Source organism: Promicromonospora sp. AC04 (genome assembly GCF_003058225.1).
Classification (GTDB): Bacteria; Actinomycetota; Actinomycetes; order Actinomycetales; family Cellulomonadaceae; genus Promicromonospora.
The window spans coordinates 280,001-296,455 of sequence record NZ_QBUG01000003.1; the positions used below are offsets into that span (position 1 = coordinate 280,001).

Annotated in this window: 16 protein-coding genes; 9 read left to right on the forward strand and 7 right to left on the reverse strand. The window is 69.8% G+C overall.

Features of this window, described 5'->3' with window-relative positions; translation table 11 throughout:
- Nucleotides 1-167 precede the first annotated feature (167 nt).
- Nucleotides 168-2,204 (forward strand): hypothetical protein, encoded by a 2,037-nt coding sequence (locus C8K30_RS10355; protein ID WP_108492819.1) that lies wholly within the window; start codon nt 168-170, stop codon nt 2,202-2,204.
- On the opposite strand, the gene C8K30_RS10360 is transcribed toward C8K30_RS10355, so the two are convergent.
- The gene (locus tag C8K30_RS10360) at nt 2,194-3,021 is read right to left on the reverse strand and encodes an alpha/beta fold hydrolase (RefSeq protein ID WP_108492820.1); all 828 of its coding nucleotides are present in this window, start codon (nt 3,019-3,021) and stop codon (nt 2,194-2,196) included. The two genes, C8K30_RS10355 and C8K30_RS10360, sit on opposite strands and share 11 nt — an antisense overlap.
- A gap of 408 nt (nt 3,022-3,429) precedes the next feature.
- Here C8K30_RS10360 and C8K30_RS10365 point away from each other — a divergent pair, with 408 nt between their 5' ends.
- The 4 genes from C8K30_RS10365 (at nt 3,430) to C8K30_RS10380 (ending at nt 6,549) form a co-directional block, all read left to right on the forward strand.
- Entirely contained in the window at nt 3,430-3,927 is a 498-nt protein-coding gene (locus C8K30_RS10365; RefSeq protein ID WP_108493059.1) for a low molecular weight protein-tyrosine-phosphatase, read from the forward strand.
- Between the two features lie 62 nt (nt 3,928-3,989).
- Complete coding sequence (locus C8K30_RS10370) at nt 3,990-4,925, forward strand: NAD(P)H-binding protein (protein ID WP_108492821.1); 936 nt, start codon at nt 3,990-3,992, stop codon at nt 4,923-4,925.
- On the forward strand, nt 4,922-6,166 hold the full coding sequence (locus C8K30_RS10375) for an alpha/beta hydrolase (protein WP_108492822.1): 1,245 nt from the start codon (nt 4,922-4,924) through the stop codon (nt 6,164-6,166). The genes C8K30_RS10370 and C8K30_RS10375 overlap by 4 nt, the downstream gene beginning before the upstream one ends.
- 89 nt (nt 6,167-6,255) lie before the next feature.
- Entirely contained in the window at nt 6,256-6,549 is a 294-nt protein-coding gene (locus tag C8K30_RS10380; RefSeq protein WP_108492823.1) for a hypothetical protein, read from the forward strand.
- A 54-nt stretch (nt 6,550-6,603) separates the two neighbouring features.
- Here the strand turns inward: C8K30_RS10380 and C8K30_RS10385 are convergent, their stop codons facing one another.
- From C8K30_RS10385 to C8K30_RS10395, 3 genes are all read right to left on the reverse strand, one after another.
- Nucleotides 6,604-7,242, reverse strand: coding sequence for a DUF1992 domain-containing protein (locus C8K30_RS10385; RefSeq protein WP_108492824.1), 639 nt, complete (start codon nt 7,240-7,242; stop codon nt 6,604-6,606).
- Nucleotides 7,243-7,303: 61 nt separating this feature from the next.
- A complete protein-coding gene (locus C8K30_RS10390; protein ID WP_146197412.1) occupies nt 7,304-7,714 on the reverse strand; it encodes a hypothetical protein in 411 nt (136 codons plus the stop codon).
- Nucleotides 7,711-8,340: a nucleotidyltransferase domain-containing protein gene (locus C8K30_RS10395; RefSeq protein ID WP_108492826.1), complete on the reverse strand. Its 630-nt coding sequence runs from the start codon at nt 8,338-8,340 to the stop codon at nt 7,711-7,713. Before C8K30_RS10395 ends, C8K30_RS10390 begins: the two co-directional genes overlap by 4 nt.
- Before the next feature lie 214 nt (nt 8,341-8,554).
- On the opposite strand from C8K30_RS10395, the gene C8K30_RS10400 reads away from it, so the two are divergent.
- Complete coding sequence (locus C8K30_RS10400) at nt 8,555-8,968, forward strand: hypothetical protein (RefSeq protein ID WP_108492827.1); 414 nt, start codon at nt 8,555-8,557, stop codon at nt 8,966-8,968.
- Between the two features lie 54 nt (nt 8,969-9,022).
- Nucleotides 9,023-10,192, forward strand: coding sequence for a pyridoxal phosphate-dependent aminotransferase (locus C8K30_RS10405; RefSeq protein WP_108492828.1), 1,170 nt, complete (start codon nt 9,023-9,025; stop codon nt 10,190-10,192).
- Here C8K30_RS10405 and C8K30_RS10410 read toward each other — a convergent pair whose 3' ends face one another.
- On the reverse strand, nt 10,193-10,657 hold the full coding sequence (locus C8K30_RS10410; protein WP_108492829.1) for a DUF6328 family protein: 465 nt from the start codon (nt 10,655-10,657) through the stop codon (nt 10,193-10,195).
- A 167-nt stretch (nt 10,658-10,824) separates the two neighbouring features.
- Between C8K30_RS10410 and C8K30_RS10415 the strand changes: the two genes are divergently transcribed.
- A complete protein-coding gene (locus C8K30_RS10415) occupies nt 10,825-12,366 on the forward strand; it encodes a hypothetical protein (RefSeq protein WP_146197413.1) in 1,542 nt (513 codons plus the stop codon).
- Between the two features lie 246 nt (nt 12,367-12,612).
- Nucleotides 12,613-14,145, forward strand: a complete 1,533-nt coding sequence (locus C8K30_RS10420) for a hypothetical protein (protein WP_146197414.1) — start codon at nt 12,613-12,615, stop codon at nt 14,143-14,145.
- Nucleotides 14,146-14,264: 119 nt separating this feature from the next.
- Here the strand turns inward: C8K30_RS10420 and C8K30_RS10425 are convergent, their stop codons facing one another.
- Both C8K30_RS10425 and C8K30_RS10430 read right to left on the reverse strand, forming a co-directional pair.
- Nucleotides 14,265-15,824 carry a hypothetical protein gene (locus tag C8K30_RS10425; RefSeq protein WP_108492832.1) on the reverse strand — a complete coding sequence of 520 codons (1,560 nt, stop codon included), beginning with the start codon at nt 15,822-15,824 and terminating at the stop codon, nt 14,265-14,267.
- Nucleotides 15,821-16,351, reverse strand: a complete 531-nt coding sequence (locus C8K30_RS10430; protein ID WP_108492833.1) for a SigE family RNA polymerase sigma factor — start codon at nt 16,349-16,351, stop codon at nt 15,821-15,823. Before C8K30_RS10430 ends, C8K30_RS10425 begins: the two co-directional genes overlap by 4 nt.
- Between the last annotated feature and the right edge of the window lie 104 nt (nt 16,352-16,455).

Below are 16,455 nucleotides of genomic sequence, written 5' to 3' on the forward strand. Positions count from 1 at the left end.
GCGAGCGGCTCTGACAGCGGGTGAACTGGCGGGTGAACTCCGACGGAGTTCTGCCGATTCTTGGTAAATGTTGCTTCCGGCACCATTCGAGGCGCGTTACGTTCGCGGCGCCCGGGACCGACGACGGTCCCGGCGCCCCGTCCTGTCACGGATCGCGAAGGACCCCAATGAATCCCACCCCCCTCGGCGAAGCTCATCCCGCGTTCGCCACACCCGCACCCACTCACCGCACGGCTCGCCGCTGGCGCACCGGCGCATCGATCGCCGTACTCGCCCTGGTCGGGGCACCGCTCGTCGCGGTGCCCGCGTCAGCGACGGAGGAGACCTCGGACGCGCCCGTCTTCACCGGCACCCTCGCGGTGAACGGTGCGGCCGCCGTCGGCTCCACGCTCACCATCGACCAGACCGGCGGCACCTGGGCGCCCGAGCCCGAGAGCGTCGACTACTCGTGGCTCCTCAGTGCCGACGCGGTGCTGGATGCCTCTGACGTCCGCATCGACGACGCCACCGAGCCGACCCTGGCACTCCTGCCCACCTACCTCGACCAGTACGTGATCGGCACCGTCGCCGCGACAGCGGGCGGCGCGACGAGCGAGCCCGTCGCAGCGGCCGCCGCCGGGCCGGTGGCACCGGGCGAGATCGCCGCCGGCACCCCGAGCATCTCCGGTACGGTCCGCGTCGGCTCGACGCTCACGGCCCAGGCAGGCACCTGGCCCGAGGGCACCGCGCTCGCCTACGAGTGGCGCGTCAGCGGCCTCACGGTCGCCACCACCTCGACGTTCACGCCCCAGGCCGCGCACGCGGGCAAGACGCTGCGCCTCGTGGTGACCGGGACGAAGGACGGCTACACGCCGGAGACCGCCTACAGCGCGTTCGCCACCGTCGCGAACGCCACCTTCACCACCACGACGCCGCAGATCAACGGCACGGTCAAGGTCGACGCCCTGGTCGGTGCCACGACGGGCCACTTCTCCCCGACGGCGTCCCTGACGTACCGGTGGAAGGCGAACGGCAACCCGATCGCCGGCGCGACCAGCCGCACCTACAAGATCCCCGCCAGCCTGCACGGTGACAAGCTCACGGTCACGGTGACGGGCTCCAAGGCCGGCTACACCACCAAGAGCGTCACGTCGCCGGCGTCCGTCGTCTCGAAGCCGTTCGGGCGGGCGTCCGTGCCGACGATCAGCGGGACGGTCCGCGTGGGCCAGACCCTCACCGCGAACCGCGGCACCTGGTCGCCCACTCCGTCCGTGGTCACCTACCAGTGGCGGGCCGAGGGCCGGCCGATCCCGGGCGCGACCAGCCGCACCTACCGGCTCACGCGCAACGAGCACGGCAAGAACATCTCCGTCGAGATCGTCGGCCGCAAGTACGCGTACCTGCCGACCACGCGCCTCAGCGCCGCGACCGAGACCGTCAAGTGGCCGGTCGGCGTCAGCACGCCGAACGTGACGACGCACCCGACGCGCTACGTGCAGACCACGGTGGGCCGGACCGTCACCCTCAAGGTCTCCGCCACCGGCGGCAGCCTCAGCTACCAGTGGCAGCGCTGGACCCCGGCGACCGGCACCTGGACCGACATGTCCGGGAAGACGAGCTCCACGCTCACGTTCACCGCCGCGACCATGCACGAGCTCAACCAGTTCCGTGCGGTCGTGTCGAACGTGGCGGGCAAGGACACCAGCAACCGCACGTACATGTGGGTCCAGTCCTCGTTCGCGAACCCGTTCTCGACGTACCAGTGGTTCAGCCTCTGGAACTTCAACACCGCGCTCAGCGACTCCGTCGACGACTACGAGGGCTACCTCGCTGCCAACGTCTACATCTGCGCCGCGCCGGGCTACGACCCGACCGGCAACGTGTCCGTGCAGTTCGTCGGCAGCAACGGCACGGTCTACCCGGGTGCGGGCCAGGAGCAGCCCGACCACATCTCGAACGGGGTAGTCCTGGACGCCGACGGATGCGGCTACTTCGGCGTCTACTCCGAGGCCCCGCAGTCGGTCCGCGTGGGTGGCCGGTGGCGCGTCACCGACCGTTCGGACGGTCAGGTCACCCACCAGTACGCCAAGTACGAGCGCATGTCCCTGACCGAGCTCGGCGGCGCACCGTCCGCCCGCGCCCTCTCCGGCGCGGAGACCGCCAAGCTCGACAGCCCGACCGGCTTCGTCCCCGTCGTCGAGCCGCGAGGAACGCTCACGGACTGACACCGAGGAGGCTCGCAACCGCCTCCGCCATCGCTTCCGGCGGCACGTCCGTCCCGTGCCCGGGCAGGGTCACGCGACGTGCCGCCGGAAGCACCGCCGCCAGCGACTCCGCGGCCGCCGCGACCGTCGCGGCGCTCGCGGTGCCGTCGACCACCAGGACCGGCTGGGAGATCAGGTGCCACCGGCCCATCAGGGCACGGCGGCCCAGGGCGACGCTCGCGAGTATCCGCCCGTCGTAGGCGATGGTCGGCGCTATCGACTCGAGGTCCGCCCACGACGCCGATGCCCGCATGCGCGGCACGAGCCGGCACGGCATGCCCACCACGTCGAGGAACAGCTCGACGGCGCTGCCTGGGTCGCCCACCTCGATGCAGGCCTCGACGCCCGCGATCATCCGGGGGTCGACGGGCGGCTCGCCGCTCGCCACGTCATAGGCCGCCTCGTAGCAGAGGACGCCGGTGACGCCGTCGCCGAGGTCGGCCGCCGCACGCAGCGCGAGGAACGCGCCCGAGGAGATGCCCAGCAGCGCGGCCGGGCCGGTGACCTCCAGCAGCGCGGCGATGTCGTCGACCTCCCGGTCCACGCTGTACGGGGGATTGTCGCCGCTCCCGCCCCGCCCGCGGCGGTCGTACCGCAGCGTGGTCGCCCGGTCGCCCAGCGCCGACGCCACGGCGAGCGTGACGGGCAGGCGGTGGGAGAGGACGCCGTCGACCACCACGATCGCCGGCGCCAGGCCGCGGCCTGGCCCAGTGAGGTCGTACGCGATCCGGGTGCCGTCGGCCGACGTCGTGAAGGCGTCGACGGGGGTGATGGTCATGCAGGGCAGACGGACCGGCGCCGCGAAAGTCGTCGCTCGGACCGGTGCCCGAGGCTATGGATTTCGCCGCGAGGAAAAAACCCTGTGCGCACGCCGCCGGGCGGCGTAGGTTCGTGGGCACATGAGAAGGGAGGTGATCCGAGAAGTGATTTCACATCGGACCCATGAGGTGGTCGCGCGCTAGTCGCGTGACGCGTATGCGTTTCGCGCCGACGGCGCTCAGGGGGCTCAGCACGGGGCCTTCCTGATCGCTCAGGCGCAACGGGACACTGGTGGCGATTTCCTCGCGACCACCGGAGCCCGCGGGTGCCGTGCCCTCGTCCAGCACGGCTGACACATGTCGCCCCGCGGGCTTTCCCGCGCCCACCGGCCGCAGGGAAGAATGTGCGCGTGACTGCCTACCGCGTGATGACCGTCTGCACGGGAAACATCTGCAGGTCCCCGATGGCCGAGGTCGTGCTCCGCGACCGTTTCGAGGCCGCGGGCCTGGGCGACGCCGTGGTGGTGGACTCGTCCGGCGTGAGCGACGAGGAGCACGGTAATCCGGTGGACCGCCGTGCTCGCGCGGTCCTCGCCGAGCACGGCTACCCCACCGGCGACGGACACCGGGCACGCCGGGTGACCAGGGACGACGTCGGCTCGCGGGACCTGATTCTCGCGATGACGACCCGGCACGCGCAGGTCCTGCGGAACCTTGCCGGCAGTGCGCAGGCGGACCCCACGATTCGGATGTACCGGTCGTTCGACCCGGCCGCGGACGGCGCTCCCGAGCACCAGCTCGACGTCGCCGACCCCTGGTACGGCGGACCCGAGGACTTCGAGGTGTGCCTGACCGAGATCGAGGCGGCCGCGGACGGCGTCGTCGACTTCGTGCGCGCGGAGCTGGGTGTGCCCTCGGGCACCTGATCGGCACAGGTTTCACCCCCGCACACCCGACCCGGTTGTGATCCGCCGATTACGGTGAGGGAATGACGTCCGCGTCGCCCGAACGGCTGGTCGTCCTCACGGGGGCTGACGGCCGGCTGGGCTCCAGGCTTGCCTTCCGCGTAGCCGCGGCGGGCGGTCAGCAGCGCCTCCTGGTCACCGGCCGAGGCGCGGCACCCCGGCTGCCCGACGGCGCCCCGCTGCCTGAGGCCGAGATCGTCGCCACGCCGACCGACGCCGATACCAGGTTCCTGACCAGCGCTTTTGCCGGGGCCGAGGCTGTGTTCCTCGTGCCCAGCCGAGAGCGTCCCGGCAGGCTCGGCAAGCACCGCGCGGCGATCGACGCCGCCGTGCTCGCCGGGGTGCGGCACGTGGTCTACGTGTCGTCGGTCGGCGCGGGACCGAGCGCCATCGCCACCGCCGCCCGGGACGACTGGCTCACCGAGGAGTACCTGCGAGGCACCGACCTGACGTGGACGATGCTGCGCACCACCATGTTCCATCGCACCTCGACCTTCGCGGTCCACGACGAGTCGTCCAGCCCGGGGCGGAGCGCGGTGCTCCGCGCACCCGCTGGTCAGGGCCGGGTCGCCTCCGTATCGCACGACGACGTGGCCGACGTCGCCACCGCCGTCCTCCTCGACGAGGACCGGCGCAGGCACGCGGGCCGGGCGTACCAGCTGACCGGCCCCGAGGCGCTGAGCTTCGACGAGATCGCGGCGGCGCTGTCGGCGGCCGCGGGCCGGACCATCCGGTACGTGCCGCAGACCGCGGAGCAGGCGCGCGCCCTGTTCTACCGGTCGACCGCCACCGAGGTGGAGGATTGGATCACCCAGTGCCAGGCGATCGAGGCGGGCGTGTTCGCCGAGGTGAGCCCGGACGTCGGGTACCTGGCCGGGCGGGAAGCGCAGTCGCTCGAGGTCTGGCTCGACGACTACCCAGCAGAATGGGCGCACCTCCGGTTACCGTCGGTGGGATGACGAGCCTCTCCCCGGGCCTGGAAGACGGGCCGAAGCCGGAGCCGGACTGGGAGTCAGACGTGCTGCCGGGCTTCGAACGCCTGACGCTGCCGTTGCAACCCGACGAGGACGAGGCCGAGGTGGTGGCGACGCTGGTGCGTCGCGCCCGCCCGGCCCCCGACCGATCCGGCGATGCCGGGCAACGCCGGGGCATCCGTCGGGTGGGCGCGGAAAACCCGCAGGTGGCGCGCCTCTGGGACGAGCTGTCGGAGCTGGGGCGGCGGCTGGGCCTGCGCGGCGCGTCGCGGTTGCATCCCGATGTCGCGTCCGGGGCCGCGACCGAGATCGCGTCCGAGTTCGCGCAGGACGGCGAGCCGCGGGCCGCCGTGCCCGACGCCGGCGTCGACCTGCTGTACGTGCACGGCTGGCTCGACTACTTCTTCCAGACCCACCTCGCCGACTTCTGGGAGTCGCTCGGCGTGCGGTTCCACGCGCTCGACCTGCGACGTTACGGTCGCAGCCTGCGCGAGGGGCAGACCCCGGGGTACGTGCGCAACCTGGCCATCTACGACGAGGAGATCGAGGCCGCGCTCGACGTCATGGGGCACGGCCCCGACACCCGGCCCGCGCGCAAGCTCGTGCTCATGGGCCACTCCACGGGCGGCCTCATCCTCAGCCTGTGGACGGCGCGCAACCAGGAGCGCGTCGCCGGGCTCGTGCTGAACGGGCCGTGGCTGGAGTTCCAGACCCGTGAGGTGGGGCGCAAGTTCATGGAGCCCACGATCCGGGTGCAGTCCGTGCTCGTGCCGCGCAGCCAGCTCGTCAACCTGGACCGCGGCCTGTACGCGCGCTCCATCTCGTCGCGGTTCGACGGCGAGTGGGACTACGACGCAGCCTGGCGGCCCGACGCCGGCTGGCGCGCCACCCCCGCCTGGCTCGCCGCGATCTTCCGCGGGCAGGAACAGGTGGCGCGTGGTCTGGGCATCGAGGTGCCGGTCCTGGTGCTGCTCAGCACCCGCAGCACCATCCCGACCCGGTGGAGCGAGGACATGAAGAGCACGGACTCGGTGCTGGACGTGATCGGTATCGCCCGCCGCGTGCCCGACGTCGGCTTGCTCACCACGCTCGTGCGCATCAGGGGTGGCCTGCACGACGCGACCCTCTCCGCGAAGCCCGCGCGGGAGCAGGTGTGGCGCGAGACGGGGCGCTGGTTCCGCGGATACGTTCTCGCCCCGGCCGACGCCGAGCCGCCCACCCCCTGATTCTGGCGGCCCCTGGCAAAGAATGGGCCCTGGTGGGATCCTGGAATCGAGGTGCCCACACCGATGTCGGGCACGAGGGGCGATGCGCCATGACAACGCACCAGGAGACTCACCCCCGGGCTCGCCGGGGCGGGCCGTTTCTCGCTCGCAGCGAGACCGCCGTCGGGATCGCTGCGCTGATACTCGGGATGCTGATCTCGCAGGGCACCGCCGAGGGGGTGACGATCGCGGGCTGTCTCGCCATGGCCGCCGGAGCACTGTTCGGCAGGTTCGGGGCCAGCTGGGGGCGCATGGCCGTGGCTGCGGGACTGGGGTTCGCGCTCGGGTCCGTGCCCTACTGGCTGATGACCGCCATGGTCATCGTCACGGCGTACGGGTTCTGACTCCGCTCAGATGCGGGCACGATTGTGCCCGCATCGGCACTGTTGTGCCGAGGCTCATCTCCAGAACCTCCACCAGGGCCTGACATCCGAGGCCGCCGCCGTCGTGCGCCGCGCAGCCGCCGTCGGGCCGGCGCTCGCGGAACGCCGCGCCGCGCGGCGGGCCTGCCACCTCCGGACCTCCTCGTCCACGTCCCGCGTCGGGGTGACGATGGGCGGGCCGCCCTGAAGCTGGCGCCGAGCGTCGACGACGCGGGCGTTGAAGTCCGTGACGATCTCCCGGACGCGGACCTCCATCGCCTCCAGGTCGAGCTTGCCGTCCAGCTCGGCGGCGTCCTTGCGGAGCTGGGCCGACGGCAGGACGCCGGTGATGTTCTCGCGCTCGATCAGGCCCTTGACCCACCAGTCGGGGTCGTGCGTGCCGCTCAGGCCGGGAATCGGCTTGCCGTGGAGGGGGAGGTTGTCGAACTCGCCGCGACGCATCGCCTGGTCGACCACCACGTCGACGTAGCGGGAGCGCTCCTCGGGGCTCATGCCGCCGGGCGACTTCTTCCCGTCGGACTCGTTCGCGTCGTCGGGCTCGGCCTCGGGGGACTCGGCCGGTTCGCCGGCGAGCTCTGCCTCCCGGTCCACGCGGTACTGCGCGGCCCGGCGGAGGGGGTCGTTGTCTGCGTCATCGCGCGATCCCGGCGCCATGGCGTCATGTTACAACTTTCACAAGCGGCCGGGAAGAGGTGATCGGCGCCTCCCACGCGAACTAGCTCAGGTGCACGTCCAGCGCGTCGACGAGCGCACGGGCGTTCTTGATCATGCTCAGCGTCTCCGCTCCGCTCAGGTAGGTCGTCCCGTAATGAGCGTTGGATTTCTCTGCGAGGACACGGGAGAGCCTCTTCGCGAGTTCTCGGCCATCGGGATTGACCGTGGCGAGAAGGTTCTCTGCTTGTGCATGGTCCTGTCCGATGGCGCAGCGCCCGAGTCGGGCTCCACAGATCGCATCAGACGCAGCAATGGCCGCCAATGCGGCCAATCCGCCGGCAACCTGTCGTTCGTCGGGCGCCTCGCCTAGGACCATCTCGCCGACCTCTTGATACTTGCGCGCTGTTGCGGCGCGTACCCGGACGTCACCGACAGTCATGGTTCGCGTTCGAGGCTGCTGGCGTGGGGTCATCGATGCTCCTGGAGATACGTGCGGATATCCGGCCCGGACACAGCACGAGCATCCGAGCGGAACGACTCGACGATCGGGTCCGTGAGACGTACGGCGTCGTGTAGCCGTGCGGGCGTGGTCAAGTAGACCTGAATGGCCTGTCCGGTGGCCGCGCCGAGCTCGTGTCGGAGCTCATCGGCGAGGTTTTCGGCAACGTCGTCCATCTCGCTGACGACGACGGCTAGGTCGACGTCGGAGTCCAGCCTGGCGTCACCGCGTGCGACAGAACCGAAGATGGCAACCGTGACCGATTGAGGATCGTCCGGACCATGTTCGGTTACAACCTTGACGACGCGCGACCGGAACTGTGTCCACGGATCGATCGCGTTGAAGGCGGCATCGATCGCGGCGAAGCCGAGATGGTCCCTGTTCAGGGCATGTGTGGTCGACGCGCCAATCCGGGACGACACGACGATTCCCTGGAGAGCGAGTCGGGAGAGGGCCAACCGGATGCCCCCAACGGATCCTTTCCCGGCGAGTCGGTGAATCTCGGAACCGGTCAAAGGCGCTCCTGCTCGCCACAGGACGCGCAGCGCGATCGGCTCGAGCCCTGACCCGAACACATGCTCCGGGTGTGTCCAGTCCATGATTGCTCCTCTCGACACGCCACCGCCGACACAATTGTATTCCTATCGACATAATTGTGTGCCTAGGCTCAGAATTATGTGGCTCTCGCGGTGACGAAGGCGGGCAATGGCACCCCGCCGCCGGATGGGCCGGCAGGCATGATGGCCGGGTGAGTCACTCGGCCGCTTCCGGGAACGAGGCAACCTCTGCGTCGCCTCACCCGTGGTGGGCGGTATGAACGTGGAAACAGCCGAGCAACCCGTCGTCGACCCGGCACGCGCTCGGGTGCAGGTCGTGCGGGACACCGACGCGGAGTTCGCGGCGTTCGTGGGATCGGCCGGCCCGTATGCGCGGCGCATCCTGATGAATCTGCGGATCGACGGCTGGCGCAAGGACCGGCGTGCCTGTGTGACGGACGAAGGCGTCGTGCCGCTCCCGGTCACCGCCCTGGACGTGTCCGCAGGGACCGTCGCCTGGTCGACCGAGGACGGCTCGGCCTACGCGATGGTGGACAGGGACGGTGCCCCGGGCGTCGTCCGGCTCGCCCGCGAGCAGGCCGCGGTCGGGATCGACGGCGACCGTATCGCCTGGACCACCCTCGGCAACAACGGAGTCGCATCGACGACGTTCGCCCGCGTGCACTGGTGAAACCCTCGCCGGCTCGTGCCGCCGTCAGGCACCTCGGTGGGCCATGATGGCCGCATGAAGGTCTCTCGTCGGTCCCACGTGCCCCCGTTCGCCGTCATGGAGGTGCTCGCCGCCGCGAACGCGCGCCGGGCCACCGGGGCGGACGTGCTCAACCTCTGTGCGGGGGAGCCGTCCACCGGTGCGTCCGACGTCGTGCGGGAGCGAGCAATCGCGCTGCTCCGGGACGGCAACCTCGGCTACACCGAGGCGATGGGCGTCCCGGCGCTGCGCGCCGAGATCGCGGGCCACTACAAGCGCTGGTACGACGTCGACGTCGACCGGGCGCGTATCGCCGTCACCACGGGGTCGAGCGGCGGGTTCGTGCTCGCGTTCCTCGCGTCGTTCGACGTCGGCGACCGCGTGGCCCTCGCCCGGCCGGGCTACCCCGCGTACAAGAACATCCTGTCGGCGCTGGGCTGCGAGGTCGTGGAGCTCGACTGCGGCCCCGAGACCCGCTACCAGCCCACGGTGTCGCAGCTCAACGAGGCCTACTACGGCGGCGGGCTCGACGGCGTCATGGTCGCCTCGCCCGCGAACCCGACCGGCACGATGATCACGCCGGCCGAGCTGGCCGCGATCGCCGAGTGGTGCGCCGACCACGACGTGCGCCTGATCAGCGACGAGATCTACCACGGCATCGCGTACTCGGACGAGGTGGCGCAGGCGACGGCGGCGACGTTCGTCGGCCAGGGCGCCGTCGTCGTGAACTCGTTCTCCAAGTACTGGGCGATGACCGGCTGGCGCCTCGGCTGGCTCGTGCTGCCTGATGAGCTGGTGGGGCCCGTCGACGCCCTCGCGAGCAACGTGGCGCTCTCGCCGCCCGCGCTCGCGCAGCAGGCGGGCATCGCGGCGTTCACGCCCGAGGGATATGAGGCAGCCGCCCAGAACGTGGCCGCCTACGCGGCGTCGCGCGAGCTGCTCCTGGAGCGGCTCGGCGAGCTCGGCTGGCGGCCCGTCGCCCCCGCCGACGGCGCGTTCTACCTGTACGGCAACATTGCCTCGTTCGGCCTGGACTCCGTCACGTACTGCGCGCGGCTCCTTGCCGAGGCCGACGTCGCGATCACGCCCGGCACCGACTTCGACGGCGTGCACGGCGGGGACTGGGTGCGGCTGTCGTTCGCGTCGTCGTTGGACACGGTGTCGCGCGCGGTGGACCGGATCGTGGCCTGGCACAAGACGCTCTGATCAGCCGCGGCGGCGCAGCACCTCGGGGAGTACCACCCACACGACCGCCAGGACCACGAGCACGCAGGCGCCGGCGACCATCCCCGCCGTGCGCCCGACCACGATGTCGAAGACGAGCAGCGTCGCGCCCGTGATCACCAGGGCGAGCACACCGAGCGCGACCCGGGTGATCCGGTCGCCGAGGGTGACGATGTCGCTCTTCATCTGCTGGCGGAACAACGACCGGTGCACGCTGACCGGGGCCACGATGAGGGCCGTGGCGGTCACCGACGTCACGACGAGGGCCAGGTAGACGGTGCGCTGGTAGTCGTCGAGGTCGGCGAACCGCGACTGGAAGGGCAGCGTGAGCAGGAAGCCGGTGAGGATCTGTACGCCGGTCTGCATGACGCGCAGCTCCTGGAGGAGCTCGATCCAGTTGCGGTCGGCCCGTTCGGTCGGCGTCTCCTTGCGTCCGTCGGTCTGCATAATCCCCATTCTGACTCGGCGTCCTATTTACCGGGCGGGCACGGCAAAATTCACCCGCTCGCATCACCGCCTCCCGTGGCTCACCCCCGCCGGCCGGGAGAACATGCGGCTGGGCGGGACGCGTCTGCGTCCCCGGGATGAGGGGGCGTGCCGTAATGAGTTCGAGGATGCGTGTACCACTGAGCATGGCGCTCGGGGCAGCATTGATGGTGACGGGCGTCGCCGCGACGCCGAGCGTCGCGGCGGAACCGGGCGTCGCTCCGCCGCCCGGTGTCACCGCTGGGGAGACCATGACCGAGCGGGTCGACGACGTCGTCGTCAGCGCGCGGATCTCGCTGCCGCCGGGAGGTGACGTCGTCGGATCCATCACCGGGACCCTCAGCATCACGCACAACGGGAACTCCGCGGCCATCCGGTCCGGGGAGATCACCATGGTCGACCCGGAGGACCGGACACTCGTCGGTGAGGAGTTCGTCGCATCGGGGACGGCCAATACGTGGACCTCGACCGTTCCACTGCCCACCGACGCCGCACCCGGCATCTACGAGGTCAGCGTGGCCGCCGAGATCGACGTGACCACGGATGACGGTGTGGTCAAGGTGCCGGTCCGCACCACCGATCCGGTCTACGTGCCGTTCCGGGCCAAGCGGAACATCCCCTTGATCTGGACGTCGGCGGCGAGCGTGCCCGCGGGATCGACGATCTCGGTCTCCGGGGCCGCGAACATCAGAAGCCTGGGAACTGGCGACTATGCGCCGGCCACGGGGCAGGAGGTGAAGCTGTACTTCGACCCGTCGGGCGACGCGTCGGAGACTCTCAAGGCGACCCTCACGACGGACGCGCGCGGCTTCTTCACCACCCGGCAGAGGCCCGGCGCGTCCGGAAAATGGCGGGCAGAGATGCCGATGACCGACACCGGTGCACGTGCAGTCTGGACCCTGACGTCCGCGGAGCGAGAGCGTGAGACCACCCTGCGGCAGGCTACGGTCCGCGCCACCCAGGACGGCTTCAGCGCGGGCGACCACCTGATGACCCACGACGTCGTGCTGGGTCTCGCTCCCGTGCAGCGTCGCGTCGACGTCGGCAGCCTCGGCTTCACAGTGGGCGGGACGTCCGGCTGGCTCAGTGCCGAGAGCCGTCGCGGTGAGGGCGCCTTCCCGGACGGGTACCGGGTGCAGCGGGAGCTGGTGCACTCCGGACTCGGCACGAGCCATGCGACGTTCACCTTCAACCCGACGCTCCCGGCGGGCATCTACGACATCGGCATCCGGGACGCAATGAAGTCCTGTTCCGCCCCGGACTGGGACGGGCTCAACGGCGGCACCAGCAACTGCACGCACGACGTCCTGGTCGAAGACCCCACGGTGACGACCGTGGTGGTGAAGCGCGCGAGCAGCACGAGCGTCGCGGCGTCGGACACGTCGTTCACCGGGCCGAAGACCATCACCCTGAGCGGCACGGTGAGCAAGGTGCAGCTGCTCAGCACGGGCGGCGTAGCGGACCGGCCCGCGCCGAACACGCCGGTGGAGCTCTCCTTCGATCCCGCTGGCTCGGCGGAGCCGGTCTACAAGAAGACGGTCACCACGGGATCTGACGGGACCTACACGACACCGGTCCTGACCAGCGCCTCGGGTCGGTGGATCGCGAAGTACCCCGGCACCTCTCTGCAGGCGTCCTCGTCGGCGGCGGTGACGATCACGGTGAACTAGCCCGTCTCGTTCGTCGAGGTCGGGCTCGGCTCGGAAGGTCCGCTTCCACCAAGCGATTAGGCATGCATTCGCGCGATCGAGCATGCCGAACTGCTTGGTGGAAGCGGACCTTTCTCTCTGGTGGCTCGCCAGCTGTGACTGGAGTGGAGAAATCACCCAGGCAGGGGCTGTAAATCGGGCATTCGGAGGCGAGCAGGCTGGGAGGATCCCGGGGTAGCACTGGCCGGGTTAGTGGAGAGGCGTTTCATGCGGGCGACGACGCGGAGAGCAGTCGGTGTCCTGACTGCACTTCTTCTCACGGCAAGTGGTCTGGTGGCCGGCGCGGTGCCGGCAAACGCAGGCTGGGCGACGCTCACGGGGGCGAGCGGTGATGTGCTTGTCACTGCCGACGTTGTTGCCACTGATGAGACCCAGGGCCTGTATGTCCGCATGGATCACAATGGGACAGCAATCGAATTGACCACCGCGATGGTTTCGGTGAAGGGACCCTCGGGTGACCTGGTCTACTCGCGCGAGACCTCGTTCCAGCCGAGCTCCACCGGGTGGTCGGCCACTGACTTCGATCTTCCGGAGAACCTGGAGCTCGGTAGATACCTGCTGTCGTTCGACGCGACCGTTGTCGTACAGACCGAGACCGGGCCGGTGGACGTGCGCCTCGCGGGCACAGACGTGGTCGAGTTCTACGAGCGCATCAGACCCAGGCTGGATGACTTCCGGGCGACTCCGCAGAACATACCGGCGGGAGAGAAGGCCGTGGTCTCGGGCATCGCGTGGCGCGGATGGGCCATCGGGTCGAAGCCGTTGGCAGGTGAACAGGTCCAGATCTGGTTCGATCCGAAGGGGACTGCCCCGCGCGTCTACCGTGGCACGGCAACGGTCGACTCCCGCGGCGTCTTTCAGACGACGCTGACCGCACCGTCGGACGGCACCTGGCTGGCAACGGTCCCCGCGTCCGACAGGTTCGAGAATTCTGGATGGTGGGACACCGTGCAGGAGACGCGCGTGACCGATCGGACCGCCCACTCCGGTTCGGCGGTTGCCTGGACCAAGGGCTATGCGGGCGGTGTGCGGCTGGTCGCGACCGACGTCGTCGTTGGCGTCGACCCCGTGATCGTACGGTTCGATGCGGGCGTCGTCGGCTTTGGTTGGGCACGGAGCTCGAGCCGTATGTGGATCGACAGTCGGCGCGGTGAGGGGAAGTACCCGAACGGCGTCACTCGCGATCCTTTGCTCGACTGGCCGTCGGCTGTGCAGCCCGACAACGAGTCCGAGGCGGAGGCCCAGTCGGACCATGCACTGGTACGGATCAGTCCGCTGATGCCGGCCGGCATCTACGACGTCGGGATGATCGACCAGATGATTGCCATCTGCACGGCGCCTCCGTCCGGAGATCGTGGCGGCTGCATCGACGGCGTCTCGGTGACTGACCGGACCATCACCACGATGACGGTGAAGCGCGCCAGCAGCACAAGCGTTTCGGCGTCGTCGACGTCGTTCACCGGGCCGAAGACGATCACGCTCCGCGGCGCAGTGCGGAAGGTGAAGCTGATCAGCGACATCAAGGTCGCGAACCGGCTGTCGCCGAACACGCCGGTGAAGTTGTACTTCGACCCGGCCGGCTCACGCGGCCCGGTCTACAAGAAGACGGTCCGGACGGGATCCGACGGTTACTACACCACGAGGGTCGGCACGAGCATCTCGGGCCGCTGGATCGCGAAGTACCCGGGAACGGACCTGCAGGCTCCGTCGCACTCGGCCGTGACCATCACCGTCAGGTAGCCGCCGCCTCGAAAGGTCCGCTTCCACCAAGCGGTTCGGCATGCATTCGCGCGATAGAGCATGCCGAACTGCTTGGTGGAAGCGGACCTCTCTGAGCGGCCGCCCACGGACGTCGAACGTCAGTCATAGGTGCGGAACACAGCGTCTTCCGGGACCGTCACGATCGGCGCTGCAGGCACTGCGCGCGCCCGCGCCTCCCTCTCCGCGGGCTCGCCGGTGCCCAGATCGCCGGTTTCCAGCAGGGTGCCGACGTTCACCGTCACATCGGACCCATCGGTCGTGCTCCAGGCGATCCGGTCGCCGGCCAGGCCGACCATCGGCCGTTCTCGCGGACCACTCTGGCCGATCCGCACCAGGTCCGGGCCGGCAGCACGGCTCGGCGCGGTGTCGCGCACCAGATAGGCGACTGGTCCGGAAACCCAGGCGACGGTGTCGTCCGCAGAGAAGAGGCTGTCCACGCCGCTGTCTCCCAGATCCACGGTGATCGTCCGCGTCCCCTCGGGGTCGGCCAAGCCGTCCGTCCGCGGCACGACGACGAGGTCGCCGCCCGCCAGCACAAACGTGAGCACGTCGTCGGTGATGTCGACGAGCTGAACATAGGTCGTGCGCGGATGTTCCAGCGTGAGGACCGTCGTCTCGCTGCCGTCATCCCCGAACGAGGTGAACGCCGTGGTCAGGGTGTCTCCGGACTGCTCGCCGAGCACGGCCACCACGATCTCGTCGTCGTCCGCCCCGATCGCGGTGGCGCGCACCGCCAGATTCTCGGGTCTTCCCGAGTTGATTGAAGCCGCCCAGGCGGGCATGGTCTCGGGTTCGACTGTCGACCCCACGCCCGTCGAACCTGCCGGAGCGCCTTCCTGGCGCCATGCCACGCGTTGGGCGGTCACGGCCAGGACGCTGCTGTGCTCGCCCTCGATCTCAGTGATGGAACGAGAGTTGCCGTCCTGGTCGGTCATGGAGTCGCTTCGTGTGCCGCCCGCGGACAGGACGATCCGGCGTGGAGTCTGGTCGGCGCTGTCCGTCACGATCTCGAACCATGCGGCCTGGCGTCCGGAGGGGGTGATACTGCCGATCCTGTATTCCTCCTCGTCCGAGGACGTCATTGGCGTCACGAGCGGAGCCGCGATCGGGTCGCCCGCACCGCCATCGAACGGGTCGACCCGACGGAGGACGTGGCTGTCGCTCCCCGTAGCGCCTTCCGTCGGCGCTCTCCAGAACGTGCCGTCGTCGGTGAGCGTCTCCGGAGAAAGCCCTTCGCCCGGCAGTGCGGCGTCGCGCCGGACGTCGAAGCAGTCCGACATCGGGCGCGCGTCAGTCAGCTCGAACGTTATTCCGGGCCGCAGGCTCGTCGTCGGTTCAACGGGCGTCCGCCGCACCGCCGGCTCTGGCGGCGCGCACTCAGACGCGTCCGCGTCCACCAGGCCGAACAGCTCCCGTACCTGTTCGCTTCCCGGCAGCGTCACATCGCCGAGTCCCGGCACAGGCACCGGCCCCGCGAGGGCCAGCGAGAAGGTGACCGCGGCCGCCGTCGTGCAGGCGCCTGCCACTTGCCAGGACCGCCGACGCCGCAGCGCGCGTCGGCTCCCGGCCAGCACCAGGTCCGGGTCGAAGACACGCTCGGCGACCGTATCGGCACCCGCTCGAAGGCGTGCCAGGACGTCCGTGTCGTCGATGCTCATCGCGCACCCTCCTCGAAGATCTCGCGCAGGCGGGCGATTCCGCGCGCGTTGGCGGACTTGACGGTGCCGAGGGCGATTCCGAGCTCGCGGGCGGTCTGCTCCTCGGTGAGATCGAGCAGGTGACGCAGCACAACCACTCGCCGTTGCGACACGGGGAGGAGGGACAACGCGCGCATCACTTCGTCGCGCACGGCGACGCCATCGTCAGGCCCTGCGATCGACCCGACTGGGACGACGTCGGACACGACCTCGCCGCGAGACCGGCGCCAGCCGTCGATGCGTAGGTTGAGCAGGATGCGCCGGGCGTAGGCGCGCGGCTCACCGTCGCGAGCCTTGTGCCAGGACCGGTAGGAGCGTTCGAAGGTCGCCTGGACCAGTTCCTCGGCCCGGTGCGGATCGCCGGACAAGAAGAGAGCTGTCTTGTAGAGGTACGGACCGGCGTCGCGTACGAACGCCGTGAACTCCTGGTCCTTGGTGCGCGTGATGTCGACCCGGACCAGCGGATCGTCGCTCACCTCGGCGGACATGGTCGTGTGCTCTCCCTCGTCATGCTCCCCACCACGCGGCGGACCGTGAGAAAGGTTCCACGGCGCAGGAAGGGGAATCTGAATCCACAGGTCAGAGGGCAAGT